The organism is Pseudomonas sp. GGS8 (genome assembly GCF_024168645.1).
GTDB lineage: Bacteria > Pseudomonadota > Gammaproteobacteria > Pseudomonadales > Pseudomonadaceae > Aquipseudomonas.
In genome coordinates this window covers 3,763,218-3,778,005 of the sequence record NZ_JALJWF010000001.1, presented here as the reverse complement: position 1 = coordinate 3,778,005, position 14,788 = coordinate 3,763,218, and the positions used below count along the sequence as shown (strand labels likewise).

Here is a 14,788-nt window from a genome sequence, read left to right as displayed (position 1 = left end):
TGTGGATTCAACCGATGGCGACAGGCAGAAATCGGCCAATAGCGGACCTAGGGAAAATTTACCCTAAGCAGCCGTTGGCCCCAATGCCAACGCGTATGGCATTTTTTGTTTTTATACCGCACATTTAGCGAATGGCGTCTTCTCGCGATCGCATTGCCAGTCGTAGTGTTTGAGGGAATTAAAGTGACACGTTCAGCACGTAAATTGGCCTCTACTTTAGTTGGTGCATGTGCCATCACAATCGCGCTTCAGTGCATGGCGGAATCGACTCCTTCTAACGTGGAGTCGCTAATTATCGGCGACAACTGGAAAGAGGCATCGCGGGCGATTTTTCTGGAAGCCAAGTCGGTGGACCGTTTTGAGTGGACCATCCCCACAGGACAGGCCAAAGCCGGCTTTCTCGAAGATGCCCTCGATACGATTGCTGGCATGCCCCCGAACACGCAGCCTGGAGCACTTCTGGCACTTGTTGTCGATGTCCCATCAATTTCGCCGGAAATGAAAGCGGGGTTGGTTCAACGGGCATTAGATGCAGCCAGGAAAATTTCTGGAAAATCTGCGAACTACCTGAAATCCGGGGATTTAACCGAGGTCGCACTTTTCTATTCTCGGAACGGTGCAGAGTCTGAAACCCGAGCAGTCTTTGAAGAAGCGCTAAGAGCCGCCGAGAGCGGCATAAATGAAGAAGGTAGTGGTGGATACCGACAGGTTACTGAAGCCATGGTACGCGAATCTACTGGTAACCGGGACTGGATGATTGCGTTAGTAAAGCAACATCTTCAGCGCACAGAGAAATCGGCCGAATCTGCATTTGCCTATCGAGATCTAGCCCAAGTCGCAGTACGGCTTCAAAGAAATGAACTGGCCATAGACCTCATTGAGCTAGGTATCTTATCAGCGAATACTATCAACCAAGCTCCTATGCAGAAGTTGGCGCTTGAGAGTTTGACTAATGTTGCAGCAGAGGCGGGGTACACCAAGAGGCTGCCAGAGAAGTCTCCGTACGCAGTTGCCATTCAAGAGGCAAGGTCTGGTAATCCGCAAAAGGCTCACGCGATTGTTTCAGGGCTATCATCGAATCTATACGTTGACCATGCATTAGACACCTTCAAGAGCGTGTTCGAAGATGCGGTGAGACGGGGAGACCTGACCACGGCGCTCTATTTTGCCGAGCATCCGGTGAGAAAAATTTCCTGGGTAGAGTCCAATGTCTGGCGACAAGTTGCTGAGATACAGGTAAAAAATGGAGTAAGAAAGGATGCTGCGGCTAGTTACCACCGGGCAGTACTAGCGATTTCAAATAGTCCGGAAAAAATTCGTTACTTTGAGGAAGTAAAAGCAACGGTAGCTCTTGCGGAGTCCATGCGTCAAAACGGGTTTGATGCGGAAGGCGGTAAAGCAATCCTTGATGCTCTGGCCATGATTGACCTGATTCCAGAAAGACTTGCAGATGACCGTATCAAAGCATGTACGTTACTTTCCGAAGCACTTTGGCGCAGTGGAATGTACGCCGAGGCGAAGCAGCAAATTCTTCGAGCCTACCGGCTCGCTAACAGTTATGGAGGCAAGGCGGGCTCGGAGAAAAGTCGTCTACTTTCCGGAATAGGACGAGCCACCTCGACATTCATCCCTCAAGCTGGTGAGCAGTGGGTGTCAAACAACAATCAGAAGAAGTCAAAATAAAGTTCGTCATTCGAGGGGGCTATGACAGACTCCTTCCGCTTGGCGAATACGCAGAGTCCGCACGGCCGCTTTCATAACAAGCGTCTGACCGCTTAGGGTCGACTCCTGCCTTCCGCGAGAGGTAGGAATCCACAACCCGAAGCGGACTTTCAAGCTTAGTCATCGTGAATTGGTTTTACGAGCAACAGTTCGTAGGTCAAATCTGCTTCATAAAATGTGGTGCACCATTCTTGAAAGCCCGACCGGGGCTCGCACAATAGACGGACGATGAGTCCAGACTCCGTACTAAAAGTTTCTTTGACGACTGCGATATCTCCAGGCGCCGCATCACGAGCATTTATCCAATCAACATACACCGCCTTCGTAGAATCGACGTGGGTTAGTTTTATGAAGTCGCCTTTGGAAAGTGTCATAACTGTCTTTAATGCCTCATACCGATCAGGTAAAAACCTGCTTCTGGCCGATTTCAGCCCGCCGCGGAGGGCTGAAAACGACCCAAAGCGGTCACACACGAAGGCTCAGCTACAAAACGCGTAAATGCGGCTTAGTGGACGAGATTCAGTGCGTTGTTGGCGCGCTCACCACAGCAATGCTTCAACTTCATCATATTTCTCAGCCACTTTAAGGAAGGGGCCCGCCCAACCACTGCTGAGGCTGACTTCTTGCAAGGGGCCGGTTGGAGCAAACAGAACGGCAAATTTTATCCTTTCGGGCATCACACCAGATTTCAGCGTGCTGACCAAACCTAGCAATTCTCTCTTTGCCTGTTCTTCGTCCTCCCAACTTGACCAGCAAAAATCATTGTCCGGAAGAGAAATCAGCTCAATGGCTGCTTCAAGAACATGGATGAGACTTTCAATAGGGAAGTCATGATTTAACTCTCCATGAATCAGCTGCTTTGCACGATCCAAATTCATACGGTGACTGACTCTTCCTATTCGTGGCGGCTACTCATTAGGTAAAACTTTGGCTTGACCGTTCTCTACTTGACCGATTGTGCCCTTTGCGGATGCCTGCAATCGGACAGTTGAATCGTTGTTAGAATGCCACCGCATCGTTGATAGCTGCCTCATATGCATGCTTCTCAAATGTGAAGGGGCCAACTCCCTCAATGATTTGAGGCTCTTCATAGCCGTTCTCGTAAGCAAAGGAACTCCACGTGAAACAGTCATCGCTTTGTCGTACATAAACCGAGTAGGCGCCACACCCGATGTCGCCGCACTCGGGGCAGATGTAAAGGAGGACACGACCACTTTCTGTTTCAGCGTGTTCGCGTAAAAGCAGACGAGAGTGAGATAGGCTATTTGGCCCCGGGAAGCCCTTAACGAAACAGCCCATGAAATCTGAGTGGTCACCTGAAGCCAAGACCAGAGCATTGAGCAACGAACGTTCGTTGATCAGAAAATCGAGGGAGAATCGTTCGGCCACGGTGCAGCCACTTGACGAGCTTCCCGGGCGATGCAACTGTTGAAATGTGAGGGAGCAGGCGTCCATTTCTGTGAACCATTTTATGCACTGAATGAGCGAAGGATTACATACAAAATAGAAGAGGGTACAACGAAAATTTCTTTGGAAGATTGATCGCTTTTTTGGTCGATTGCTTCCCGTTACGAATGGCCGCTAATGGCCAGGAGCGGCCCTTGGGCGAACGATAAGTCCATCATTTTCAGCATTAACTAAAGTTCGGCTCGGTTAACACGTTGCGCCCTGACTGGCGCAATCGCATGCGAAAAAGATAATCACGAAGATTTGATGTTTTTTTCAGCCATTGCGCACTTTCGGGCACGCGTTCCAAATAATCGAGCATAGGCGTCAGGATGGCGTCCGCCATGCTGTAGTCCGCCCCGCAGAAAAATTGCTGCCCGCCCAAATGCTTCTCCAGCAGCCCAAGTGTTTGGATAGCCATTGGCTCGGCGGTAGCCACAGCTTCTCTATCGATAGGGCGTGTCGGTTGCGCAGGTGAAACCAGCAATAAAAGATAACGGCGTATCATTCGATCATCGGCATACATCGCCAAGGCAGCGGACCACTGATCGACCTTTACCTTCTGGGCCAAGTCCGCGGGTCTTAGAGAAGTGTGCGCAAAGGCTTCATCCAGGTAGCGGCAAATGGTGGTTGTTTCGATTACGCTCCGCTCTCCATGCAGCAATACCGGGACCTTGCCAAAAGGATGCAGTGCCCTGTGTTCAGGGCTGTGGAGCGTTATCGTTTTACCATCCACGTGCATCCCGTGTGTGTAATCCAGCGCTTTCTCTTCGCAGTAAAGTCTGACACTGCGCACGAAGGTGCTAAATCCAGGTCCCAGTATGTGCAATCTCATGAGTAGCTCCTTGAGGGAAGAGTCGGCAATTCTGGTTGGTATGACTTTATGTTCAAGAACATAAAGTCCCGTTTTGTCATACTCCATCCCTCGCTTTACTGAGGAGAAGACGTATGCCCTGGCCTGTTACACAGCGCGCAACCACTCGACAGATGATTCTGGATAGCGCAGCGCGACTCTTCGCACTGGAAGGTTTCGAAAAAGTCAGTATCGACTCAATTATGGAGAGTGCCGGACTGACCCGGGGGGCCTTCTATAGTCACTTCGCATCCAAAACGGTGCTTTACACCGAAGCTATTAGAAATGCTGCGAACGCGGGGGGCGCGATACTGGAAGAGGCTGGTAAAAACGGTTTACAGCAGGTAGTGAAAGACTATCTCCACATGGACCATCGGGATGCAAGCCGTATGCACTGTCCATTAGCCTTCATGGTCAATGATGCTGCTCAGCAGGACGGAGCCATCCAGGAGAGCTATACCCAAGTGCTCGCAGCTTTCATTGCACGTCTAGAGTCCGGACTGAAATCGACGACAGAGACGGATACACGCCAGCATGCTTTGCAAATTGCCGTAGGGATGATTGGTGGTTTGGCACTAGCTCGAGCTGTGGCCGATGACCAATTGGCGCAAGAGATTCTCACAGCCTGTCAACAGGGATGTTTGCAGCTCGTTGAGCTATGACATGCCTTGGCAAGCAACGAAACGACCGAATTGGGTCGCACGTTGCCCCACGTCAGAGGCAGAAAACGGCCATTAGCGGTCGCATTCAACAGGTGAACTTCTGAGCGCCTCGCTTAGATATGCAGCCAAGCCAACGAACCCAACATGACGCCAACACCCGCAGCCCCAAACGAGATCCGCTTGAGCCATTCCTTACGCGTCAGCAAGGTAATGGCCGCCAGTGAAATTGCTATTTGAATCGCGGTCATTGCCTGGGCCCAGCGGTGATGCTGATGCAGCACCTGCTCTGACTTCTCGTCCCACTCTCTTGCCCGCTGTTCGAATGCTTCAGCCTTCTTGCGCGCCGCTTCCTTCTGTTCCCCGTACCGCCGCGCCTCAGCAACATAGTGGGCGGAATCCAGCCCTGGCAGATGACTTGCCAGTTCCGACAGGTTCTGCCGGCTGGACTTGGCCTGGTAGTAATTCCACTCGTTGGCGGCTTCGGTTTTCTGGATGGCGGCGTTGTTTTTGTCCATGGCCGCCTCATTCTCCGTTGAGCCGGCTTGATAGCTCATCAGGGCGCCGATGGTCGCCATGATGGCTGTCATCACCGCAATCTTGCTGGCAAAGCTGTCGCCTTGTGCATGCGCATGATGGGTGGTGTGCTCAATATGTTGCTCGTGTGGGCTGGGGACTTCGAACTCTTCAGGCATGGGTGTCAATCTTGGAGGAGTTAGTGGTGGAGTTAGTGGAAGTGGACAGCATTATGAATTGTCCCTGATTCTTTAGACACAAATGACTGGCAGCCAGTGGTCGGTTGTAGCACTTCGCGACAGGTGGAAATCGGCTAAAAGCAGCCCTTCAATGTGGCTACAAAACCAGAGGCTATTTACCCACCACGCAGATGCGGGTCAACCCCAACTTCAGCAGTTCCTTACGTAGCAGCGAGCGCTCAAGCACAGCCATTCCGGCCTGCCATTCGATCGACAGCAAATGGCTCAACTTTTGTTGGCTGACCAAGGGTTCAGCCAGAAAGTAGCTTTTGCACTCGCTGATGCTGATGACGTTCAACAGCCAGTCTCCGCCCTGCGCCGCCAACCAGTGACCGATCGTTGAGCGATGCGTTCGGATCAGCGCACTGGCATCCCACACCGCCATCTGCGCGAAAACCTGCGGCAGGTTGCTATCGGCTCTCAGCCGCTTCATATCAACCGCCAACGCGCCAATCAGGTCTGACTCGATAGTGGCCTGACACTCGGAGAAATAACGCTCAGGCCAGTCCGCTTCCAGTTTCGCCCGCCGTGCGAGGACTTCATAAGCCCGGATATCCGATTGGGTGGTCAACTGCCCCGTGAAATTCAGGGTATTGTCCAGAATTGCCGTGGCCAGCAACGCAGCACTTTTTTCGCTGATCAGCGGCAACAGCTCTGCCGCTTCCCAACGCTGAAAAATCAGCGTCGCCGCTGCGCCGATCGGCAGGATGTCTGCCGCAGATCCGAGCTTCTGCGCCCAATAGTTTTCAAAGCCTGGGTGATGGTCAATGACTTCCACCACTTGCTCAAGAACCACCACCGGGTCGAAATGGTGGTAGTCGGAGACATCCACCAACACGAACTCATCACCCGTTCTCGGCAGATAATCGTCCAGAGATGATTGCCATCCGAGTACGGTCCTGGAGATGCTGACATTGAGCGGGGCGCTACTGACGGCCCGAGCATCAATGCCTTGGTGATTCAACAGTTCGGCGTACGCAATGCAACAGGCATACGCGTCGATGTCCAGGTACGCCGAGCCTGAGGTCACCACCCTCATAACACGTGGGCCACAAAACATCGATATCGGCTTTCCTTAAAATCCATTTTCCATAATTAAAACAGTGTATTAGCGTGCCGAAATATACTGTTACGTCCTATTTCTGCCGACAAAACTCGCATGCTTTTATTGCAAAAACATGACGGTATGGAGGCATTTTGAAGTCATGCGGATGTCAGCGCGCAATGGTGTATGAACCATTGCCTCACTGCTCTACATTGCTGAATCGAGCGAAGGTAAATGAAACTGCTCTCTGCTGGCGGTGCTAGGCCGCCAGCCCGAGCGCGTTCTCAACCTGGGCTACCACTGGTATGGATGAGCAACGCTATGAAAGCCACGAAAGGAGCGAACAGCACCAAGCCGCCGACGGCGACTGCCCAGCCCCAGGCAAAACCGCTTTCTCCCTTGAAACGGCCGCCACTCAGCAAGCCAAGCACGTAAACGCCAATCCTATGAGCCAACAGGTTGATTAAGATATCAAAGATGAAATCCATTTTTGATTCTCATGGCTCCTTGTCGGTTGAGCGTTCTAGCCGAAAGCAGCTCACCACAGCGCTTGCTTATCGAAGAACATCGAATCACTGCGCAATATCGCCACTCGCCAACTCTTTCAACTTGATCTCAGCCAACGGATGCCCGGCCTTCAAGGCAATACGCCAAAACCGCGCCGCTTCCACCGGATCCGGTGCCTTGCTCGGTGTCCCCGCGAGGCAGATCACGCCAACCTGATACGCCGCTTTGCCATCCCCCGCCAATGCGGCCAGGCGCAGCAATCGTACGCCTTCCTCGCGAGCCCCAAGACCGACGCCACGAAAGGTCAGGATGTGGCCGTAGAAGCTCTGGGCGCCGACATCACCCAGGTTCGCCATGCGTGCGAACTGGCCCTCGAGCCAGCGCCAGCCTCGCGGCTGGCGTACAAACCACGACCAGTGGAACAACCGGCGGGCCAGCCAGTAACCGGCCCGCGCCTTCAGTCGTAGGAACACTCAGGCTTCCGCCGACTCGGGGTACTCGTATTCGAACACCCGCACCACTTCCGAGGCATGCCAGGATGCGGCAGCCACGCCATCGGACGGTCCAGAGAAGCGCCCGAGGCGCTCGACACATTCGAAGAAGCCGGTGCGCGGCAAGCGGCTCGCGCCTTGGCTGATCACCAGCGAGCTGCGCAGCGGCTGCTCGGCCCTGGCATCCAGCGCGGCCAGGTGTTCAAGGGCGGCGGTCAGGGTTTGCATGGCGGGCGTGGGTAGCTGTAAACGCTCCAGCAACGCCCGATAAGTCAAAAGATGGCGCTGACGGCGCGCCTGGTCCAATTCCCCGAGCAATCCGTCCCAATGTTGACGACTGATGCGTACGCTCACGATTCATCCCTCCATCCTGGCACCGTCAATTCCCAGGCGAGGCTGCGGCGAATAGCTGCGTCGGGCTGACGCTCACCGCTTTCGATCAAGGAGAGATATGACGGACTGATGCCTACCGTGCGGGCAAGCGCCTCAATGGCGATGCCCTTCCTTTCGCGCAAACTGCGTAGTTGATCCAGACCCGGAAGAGTCTGGTCTGATGTGGCCGCGGGACGCACTGTGGCTTCGCGCGGTGGTTGTTCGTTGATGCCTGCTGCTTTCAGTAGAGCCTGATACTGAGCCCATGGCAGAACCGCGTATTCTGGTTCGCCTTCGCGTGTAATTATCTGAATATCCATGACTACCCCGTAGGACAACGACACTTAGCGAGTCGGCACTTTTCCTTAGAAGTGTAATCCTAACAGCGGCCAAGGTCGCGGGGGGTGTGAATATGGATGATCCTGAATCGGTTCAGTTTTTTTTCGGGCCCTGTAGTTGCAGCTGTTCCGGGGTATCGGGCAGGCGTTCAACCACCGCGAGCTTTTCCGGCACCTGATGTTTGCGCCAGGCGCGGAAGGCATTGAGTTCGTCATCGAGGACTTTCATCAGCCAGGCCAGTACCGCGATGTCGTCGAGCATGCCGAACACCGGGATGAAATCCGGGATCGCATCCACCGGGCTCAGGAAATACATCAGGCCGGCCACTACCGAAACCAGCGCTTTCGGGCTGATGGCCCGGTACTCGCCCCGCCAGTAGGCCAGGCAGAGTGCCTGCAACAAGCGCAGATCATCCTTAAGCTTACCCAGACGATTGCCCTGGCTGGCACTTTTGCTGGCAACCGCGAACAGCAGGGTCGGCAAGCGACCACGGGCGAGCAGGCGTCCGGCCAAAGGTAGAAAACGAGCGAAATTCCAGGGCGTTTTCATCTTTTCCTCCCACTGAAATGTTATCCACACAAATTGTGGATAACCTTGTGAACAGAGCTGCATTTCACCGCTGAAAGCCCCGTTTCACAAGGGTCTTACTCAGATCGGGCGTTTTTTACTCACATAAAAAAACCCAAGATTTCATTGACTTGGCGCGCCGGTACGTCTAGCTCGGGCACTGTCACTGGCTATGACTCCAGCGTACCGCATCCGTTCGCTTTGTTTACCTTCACCGAACCCCAGATGCAACAACGCCCCGCATAAGCGAGGCGTTGTTGTCAGAGCAGACGCGGATTACTTGGCAGCGTCTTGTTTGGCTGGATCCTTGATGCCCAACAGCTCCAGGTCGAATACCAGCACCGAGTTGGCTGGAATCGCCGGGCTTGGGCTTTGGGCGCCGTAAGCCAGGTCGCTAGGGATGTACAGTTTGTACTTCTCGCCAACGTGCATCAGTTGCAGGCCTTCGACCCAACCCGGAATCACACCGCTGACCGGCAGATCAATCGGGCTGCCGCGCTCGACGGAGCTGTCGAAAACGGTGCCGTTGGTCAGTTTACCGGTGTAGTGAACAGTCACCACGTCGGTCGGCTTTGGCTGTGCGCCATCGGCCTTCTGGACCACTTCGTATTGCAGGCCGGAAGCCGTGGTGATGACACCGGCTTTCTTGCCATTCTCTTCGAGGAATTTCTTGCCGGCGGCTGCCGACTCTTCACTCATCTTGGCCAAACGCTCTTCGGCACGCTTCTGCAGCGCTGCGAAGGCTTCAACCAGTTCCTCATCTTTCAGTTTCTGCTCTTTCTTGCCGACGGCATCTTCGATGCCTTGGGCTACGGCGTTGGAATCCAGATCATCCATGCCTTCCTGAGCCAGACTTTTGCCCATGTTCAGGCCAATGCCGTAGGAAGCTTTTTGCGCCGGGGTTTTCAGCTCTACGCTGGTCTGCGAATCACAACCCGCAAGTACCAGGCCAACCAGGGCCACCGCCGCCGCCAACCGATGCTGTTTCATGCTATTTCCTTGTTCATGCGCCTAAAGGGCAATCGAGTAAAGCCGCGAGCTTATCAGGCGGCCACGACCAATGGCTACCGGCATGAGAGCAGGAAACTTCGGATAAGTTCAGGGGTTTAAACGCTTTTCGGGATTAGGAGGATGAAGCTTCTGTCATCTGGCTCTCACAGCCCCCGATGCCGGTTCCCACAGCCCTTGGCGTAATGGCCTCTTGCCGCACTTCGTTAGCTGAGGCATAAGAGAGGTACAAATTGACAAGGACGTTTATCTTGCGAATCTTATTCCGCTTGCTCACGCTGCTTATAGTATTGCTGGGGCTGGGCCTCGCCGTGGTGCTGTACTACGTCGCCAACCCGAAATTACCGACCTGGTCACCGGCGCAACAGGTGCATTACCTGGAGCAATGGAGCGCCGCAGACCGCCAGGCGTACTACTTCACGCCTCAAGGCACCCAAGTCAAAGGCTTGCGCTATGACTGGTTCAACGCCCTCGAACTGCCCTTCTCACAAAAACGATTCGCCACCCCCGAATACCTCGCACGTTTTGGTTTTCTGATCGACCCGAGCCAGAAAGCCACGCCGAACAACCCCGGCAACCTGCCCGTCGGTTTCGCCCGCCATCAAAATCCGGGCAGCCAGGAAGAGTTTCTGGACATCACCTGCGCGGCCTGCCACACCGGCGAATTACGCTTCAATGGCCAGGCCGTGCGCATCGACGGCGGCTCGGCCCAACATGTGTTGCCGTCCAGCGTCCCAACCCTGCGCGGCGGCAGCTTCGGCCAGGCACTGGTGGCCAGCCTCGCCTCGACTTACTACAACCCGTGGAAATTCGAGCGTTTCGCGCGCAACGTCCTGGGTCAGGACTATGACGCCCGACATCAACAGCTACGCCAGGACTTTAAAAGCTCACTCGATACCTTCTTGAAGGTGGCCTGGAACGATACCCATCGCGGACTCTACCCCACCGAAGAAGGCCCTGGCCGCACCGACGCCTTTGGCCGCATAGCCAACGCCAGCTTCGGCGACGCGATTTCCCCCGCCAACTACCGCGTGGCCAACGCGCCGGTGGACTACCCGCAACTGTGGGACATGTGGACTTTCGACTGGGTGCAGTGGAACGGTTCGGCGCAGCAACCGATGGCCCGCAACATAGGCGAGGCCTTGGGTGTCGGCGCCACGTTGAACTTCTTCGACGGCAACGGGCAGCCTCTCAAGGGCGACGACCGCTACCCGTCCAGCGTCCGGGTGCGCGATCTGCACCGGATCGAACAAACCCTGCAACGACTCAAGCCCCCCGTCTGGCCGGAAGCCCTGCTGGGCACCATCGACAAGCCCTTGGCGGCAAAAGGCCGCGCTCTATTCGCTGAAAACTGCGCCGGATGTCACGTCCCTCGCGTCACCCAAAGCGACGGTAGACCGGTGCAACATCTGAAATTACTGCCCGTGGAAGTGATTGGCACCGACCCCGGCGCCGCCAACAATATTGCCGACCATCGCTTCGATCTGACGGCCTTGCGGTGGGATCCGGCAGAGCTTGCGCAACTGGATGTACAACTGCATCCAAAACCCACGGAACCCTTGGACTTGAGCCAGTTGTCAGTGGCAAAGGGACTGGCCTACGTCACTGCTTTCGTGGGGAACCAGGCCTATCGCGCTGCCAATGTGACTCCGGCGGAGCGTCCGAACCTGGACGGTTTCGGCCTGCCCATCGGCGTCCAGGAATTGCGCAGCTATAAAGCCCGACCGCTGGCGGGCGTCTGGGCCACGCCGCCGTTTCTGCACAACGGTTCGGTGCCGAGCATCTACCAACTGCTCTCGCCCCAGGATGAACGCGCAACAACGTTCTACAAAGGCACCTTCGAATACGATCCCAAACAACTGGGCTATCGCACCGAAGCCTTCACCAACGGTTTTGTATTCGACACGCGTATCACCGGCAATCACAACAGTGGCCACGAGTTCCGCGCCGGCGAGCGCAGTAATGGCGTGATTGGTCGCCTGCTGCAACCGCAGGAGCGCTGGGCGCTGCTGGAATACCTGAAAGTGTTGGACAGCCCGCTGGAGTCGCAATTGCCAGACCACCTCATCAGTCAAAAGGATTGAACCATGCTGATCACTCTCTGGCTGCGCCTGGGTGCTTTCCTCGGAAAAACGATGCTGTGGTTGCTGGGGTTGGGCGTACTCGGCTGGGCGCTGGCCATGGCATGGTTCGCCTGGCAGCAGCGCGGCCCGGTATCGGCTGAAGAACTGATTCCGGACGGCGAAGCGGCGATGACCCGTGACATCATCCAGACGGCGGTACGGATCGTCGATCAGCACCGCGAAAGTACCCGCTACCTGCGCGACGCCCATGCCAAGGCTCATGGTTGCGTGAAGGCCGAGGTTCAGGTGCTGCCGGATCTGGCGACGGCGTTGCGCCAAGGCGTGTTCAGCGAACCCGGTAAAACCTGGCAAGCGACGATGCGGCTGTCCAACGGTAATGCGTATCCGCAGTTCGATAGCATCCGCGATGCCCGGGGCATGGCGATCAAATTGTTCGATGTGCCGGATAAACAGTTGCTGAGTGACCGACAAGGACACAACGAACAGGATTTCGTGATGTTCAACCATCCGAACTTCTTTGTCAGCGATGTCGCCGAGTATCGTCAGAATGTGGCCGCCCAGGCTGACGGCAAAAAGGTAATGGCGTTCTTCCCGGGTTGGGACCCGCGCACCTGGCAAGTTCGCCATCTGTTTATTGCGCTGGCGACACTCTCCCCCGCTCCGGCAAGCCCGACCCAGACCACCTACTTTTCGGTTTCGCCGTACAAGTTTGGTGAAGCCAACGTCAAATTCCGGGTAATGCCCGATCCCGGTAGCTGCCCGGCCTACGCCCTGCCCACGCAAAATCAAAACCTGCCGAACTTCCTGCGCAGTGCGCTGAACCAGCAGTTGTCGACTGACCGGACGCCGGCCTGCTTCGTGTTACAGATCCAGCGCCAGGATCCTAGCCACTATATGCCGATCGAAGACACCAGCATCGAGTGGCGTGAACAAGATGCGCCTTTCGAAACCGTGGCCAGGATCAAGCTGCCCGCCCAGGATTTCGACACCCCGGCGCTGAATCTGCAATGCGATAATCTGTCGTTCAATCCATGGTTCGGCCTTGAAGCCCATAGGCCGATTGGTGGGATCAACCGGTTGCGCAAAGCGGTGTACGAGGCTGTCAGCGACTATCGACACAGCCGCAACGGCGAACAATAAGTAAGGCAGAAACGAAAAAAGCGACCCGAACAGGTCGCTTTCTTCAGTGAGTCCGGAAAAAAGCCCAATCCCAGACAGCAAAAAGCCCGCATTAAGCGGGCTTTCTGTGGTGATCTGGCGTTCAGTGTTCCAGATACCGAATATGGCGCAGCGGACGGGACTCGAACCCGCGACCCCCGGCGTGACAGGCCGGTATTCTAACCGACTGAACTACCGCTGCGCGTAGCGTTGAAAGTAAGTGGTGGGTGATGACGGGATCGAACCGCCGACATTCTGCTTGTAAGGCAGACGCTCTCCCAGCTGAGCTAATCACCCTTTACCTTCGTTGCGGGGCACATTATGCCACAGGTTTTCATAAAGTGTTGATTTAATTGATAAAAAATCAAAAAAATCTGAAAACCGGTAAAACGACACACCCCACAGGAACTTCAGACAGAAAAAAACCCGCATTAGCGGGCTTTTCCGTGGTGACCTGGCGTTCAGCATTCCAGGTTACCGAATATGGCGCAGCGGACGGGACTCGAACCCGCGACCCCCGGCGTGACAGGCCGGTATTCTAACCGACTGAACTACCGCTGCGCGTAACACTAAAGCGAATGGTGGGTGATGACGGGATCGAACCGCCGACATTCTGCTTGTAAGGCAGACGCTCTCCCAGCTGAGCTAATCACCCTTCACTTTCGGTGTGGCGCGCATTCTACGGAGCGACCACACCTCTGGCAAGCACTTTTTTAATTAATTTTTTCAGGCCTTCCAAAGGCTTAGCGAAGGGTTGGCCTATGGCGCCGCTAAGAGAATAATGCCCCCCTTTGTATAAAGGAGAGACTCACCCCATGTGGTTCAAAAACCTGCTTATCTATCGCCTGACCCAAGATCTGCCTTTTGATGCCGAGGCGTTGGAAACTGCACTGGCCACCAAACTGGCGCGTCCATGTGCAAGCCAGGAGTTGACCACCTACGGTTTCGTCGCGCCATTCGGCAAGGGCGAAGACGCGCCGCTGGTACACGTCAGCGGAGACTTCCTGCTGATCGCAGCCCGTAAAGAAGAACGCATTCTGCCGGGCAGCGTCGTGCGTGACGCAGTGAAGGAAAAGGTCGAAGAGATCGAAGCCGAACAAATGCGCAAGGTCTATAAAAAGGAGCGCGATCAGATCAAGGATGAAATCATCCAGGCCTTCCTGCCCCGCGCCTTTATTCGTCGCTCGTCGACCTTCGCCGCCATCGCGCCGAAACAGGGCTTGATCCTGGTTAACTCGGCCAGCCCGAAACGCGCCGAAGACCTGCTGTCTACCCTGCGCGAAGTGATCGGCTCGCTGCCGGTGCGTCCGCTGACGGTGAAGATGTCCCCGACCGCGACCATGACCGAGTGGGTTACCACTCAGAAAGCTGCGGACGATTTCTTTGTGCTGGACGAGTGCGAACTGCGCGACACCCACGAAGACGGCGGTATCGTGCGTTGCAAGCGTCAGGACCTGACCAGCGAAGAAATCCAGCTGCACCTGAGCACCGGCAAAGTGGTCACTCAACTGTCACTGGCCTGGCAGGACAAACTATCGTTCGTGCTCGACGACAAAATGGTGGTCAAGCGCCTGAAGTTCGAAGACTTGCTGCAAGATCAGGCTGAACAGGACGGTGGTGACGAAGCACTGGGTCAACTGGACGCCAGCTTCACCCTGATGATGCTGACCTTCGGCGATTTCCTGCCGGCACTGGTTGAAGCGTTGGGTGGTGAAGAGACGCCGCAAGGGATCTAAAAACAACCGGTTCCCCTTGATGGAACCGGATCAAATGTGGGAGCTG

Annotated in this window: 16 protein-coding genes and 4 tRNA genes; 5 read left to right on the top strand and 15 right to left on the bottom strand. The window is 55.3% G+C overall.

Features of this window, described 5'->3' with window-relative positions; all coding sequences use genetic code 11:
- Positions 1 to 183 precede the first annotated feature (183 nt).
- Positions 184 to 1,683, top strand: a complete 1,500-nt coding sequence (locus J3D54_RS17135; RefSeq protein WP_253420478.1) for a hypothetical protein — start codon at positions 184 to 186, stop codon at positions 1,681 to 1,683.
- Between the two features lie 578 nt (positions 1,684 to 2,261).
- On the opposite strand, the gene J3D54_RS17130 is transcribed toward J3D54_RS17135, so the two are convergent.
- The 3 genes from J3D54_RS17130 to J3D54_RS17120 all read right to left on the bottom strand — a co-directional run bounded on the left by J3D54_RS17130 (position 2,262) and on the right by J3D54_RS17120 (position 4,003).
- Positions 2,262 to 2,600, bottom strand: a complete 339-nt coding sequence (locus J3D54_RS17130; RefSeq protein WP_253420476.1) for a hypothetical protein — start codon at positions 2,598 to 2,600, stop codon at positions 2,262 to 2,264.
- A gap of 121 nt (positions 2,601 to 2,721) precedes the next feature.
- Positions 2,722 to 3,111: a hypothetical protein gene (locus J3D54_RS17125; protein WP_253420474.1), complete on the bottom strand. Its 390-nt coding sequence runs from the start codon at positions 3,109 to 3,111 to the stop codon at positions 2,722 to 2,724.
- Between the two features lie 244 nt (positions 3,112 to 3,355).
- Complete coding sequence (locus J3D54_RS17120) at positions 3,356 to 4,003, bottom strand: glutathione S-transferase family protein (RefSeq protein WP_253420472.1); 648 nt, start codon at positions 4,001 to 4,003, stop codon at positions 3,356 to 3,358.
- 113 nt (positions 4,004 to 4,116) lie between these two features.
- Here J3D54_RS17120 and J3D54_RS17115 point away from each other — a divergent pair, with 113 nt between their 5' ends.
- Positions 4,117 to 4,683: a TetR/AcrR family transcriptional regulator gene (locus tag J3D54_RS17115; RefSeq protein WP_253420470.1), complete on the top strand. Its 567-nt coding sequence runs from the start codon at positions 4,117 to 4,119 to the stop codon at positions 4,681 to 4,683.
- A gap of 113 nt (positions 4,684 to 4,796) precedes the next feature.
- On the opposite strand, the gene J3D54_RS17110 is transcribed toward J3D54_RS17115, so the two are convergent.
- The 8 genes from J3D54_RS17110 to J3D54_RS17075 form a co-directional block, all read right to left on the bottom strand.
- Positions 4,797 to 5,375, bottom strand: coding sequence for a DUF4337 domain-containing protein (locus J3D54_RS17110; RefSeq protein ID WP_253420467.1), 579 nt, complete (start codon positions 5,373 to 5,375; stop codon positions 4,797 to 4,799).
- Positions 5,376 to 5,547: 172 nt separating this feature from the next.
- Entirely contained in the window at positions 5,548 to 6,474 is a 927-nt protein-coding gene (locus J3D54_RS17105; protein WP_253420452.1) for a bifunctional oligoribonuclease/PAP phosphatase NrnA, read from the bottom strand.
- Between the two features lie 290 nt (positions 6,475 to 6,764).
- The gene (locus tag J3D54_RS17100; protein WP_253420449.1) at positions 6,765 to 6,968 is read right to left on the bottom strand and encodes a hypothetical protein; all 204 of its coding nucleotides are present in this window, start codon (positions 6,966 to 6,968) and stop codon (positions 6,765 to 6,767) included.
- 84 nt (positions 6,969 to 7,052) lie between these two features.
- Entirely contained in the window at positions 7,053 to 7,460 is a 408-nt protein-coding gene (locus J3D54_RS17095) for a sel1 repeat family protein (RefSeq protein ID WP_253420446.1), read from the bottom strand.
- Positions 7,461 to 7,832, bottom strand: a complete 372-nt coding sequence (locus tag J3D54_RS17090) for a hypothetical protein (protein WP_007898892.1) — start codon at positions 7,830 to 7,832, stop codon at positions 7,461 to 7,463.
- Positions 7,829 to 8,170 (bottom strand): helix-turn-helix domain-containing protein, encoded by a 342-nt coding sequence (locus J3D54_RS17085; protein ID WP_253420443.1) that lies wholly within the window; start codon positions 8,168 to 8,170, stop codon positions 7,829 to 7,831. Before J3D54_RS17085 ends, J3D54_RS17090 begins: the two co-directional genes overlap by 4 nt.
- Positions 8,171 to 8,282: 112 nt before the next feature.
- Positions 8,283 to 8,738, bottom strand: coding sequence for a YkvA family protein (locus J3D54_RS17080; RefSeq protein ID WP_253420440.1), 456 nt, complete (start codon positions 8,736 to 8,738; stop codon positions 8,283 to 8,285).
- A 294-nt stretch (positions 8,739 to 9,032) separates the two neighbouring features.
- Positions 9,033 to 9,746, bottom strand: a complete 714-nt coding sequence (locus J3D54_RS17075; RefSeq protein ID WP_253420436.1) for an FKBP-type peptidyl-prolyl cis-trans isomerase — start codon at positions 9,744 to 9,746, stop codon at positions 9,033 to 9,035.
- Positions 9,747 to 10,015: 269 nt separating this feature from the next.
- Here J3D54_RS17075 and J3D54_RS17070 point away from each other — a divergent pair, with 269 nt between their 5' ends.
- Positions 10,016 to 11,848 (top strand): di-heme-cytochrome C peroxidase, encoded by a 1,833-nt coding sequence (locus J3D54_RS17070; RefSeq protein ID WP_253420433.1) that lies wholly within the window; start codon positions 10,016 to 10,018, stop codon positions 11,846 to 11,848.
- Between the two features lie 3 nt (positions 11,849 to 11,851).
- Positions 11,852 to 12,988 carry a catalase family protein gene (locus J3D54_RS17065; protein ID WP_253420423.1) on the top strand — a complete coding sequence of 379 codons (1,137 nt, stop codon included), beginning with the start codon at positions 11,852 to 11,854 and terminating at the stop codon, positions 12,986 to 12,988.
- Positions 12,989 to 13,131: 143 nt separating this feature from the next.
- Here J3D54_RS17065 and J3D54_RS17060 read toward each other — a convergent pair.
- The 4 genes from J3D54_RS17060 to J3D54_RS17045 form a co-directional block, all read right to left on the bottom strand.
- A tRNA-Asp gene (locus J3D54_RS17060) sits at positions 13,132 to 13,208 on the bottom strand.
- 19 nt (positions 13,209 to 13,227) lie between these two features.
- Positions 13,228 to 13,303, bottom strand: a tRNA-Val gene (locus tag J3D54_RS17055).
- 187 nt (positions 13,304 to 13,490) lie between these two features.
- Positions 13,491 to 13,567 (bottom strand) — tRNA-Asp (locus tag J3D54_RS17050).
- An 18-nt stretch (positions 13,568 to 13,585) separates the two neighbouring features.
- Positions 13,586 to 13,661: transfer RNA gene (locus J3D54_RS17045), tRNA-Val, on the bottom strand.
- Positions 13,662 to 13,821: 160 nt separating this feature from the next.
- Between J3D54_RS17045 and rdgC the strand changes: the two genes are divergently transcribed.
- Positions 13,822 to 14,742: a recombination-associated protein RdgC gene (gene rdgC / locus J3D54_RS17040; protein WP_007936132.1), complete on the top strand. Its 921-nt coding sequence runs from the start codon at positions 13,822 to 13,824 to the stop codon at positions 14,740 to 14,742.
- The last annotated feature ends 46 nt before the right edge of the window (positions 14,743 to 14,788 follow it).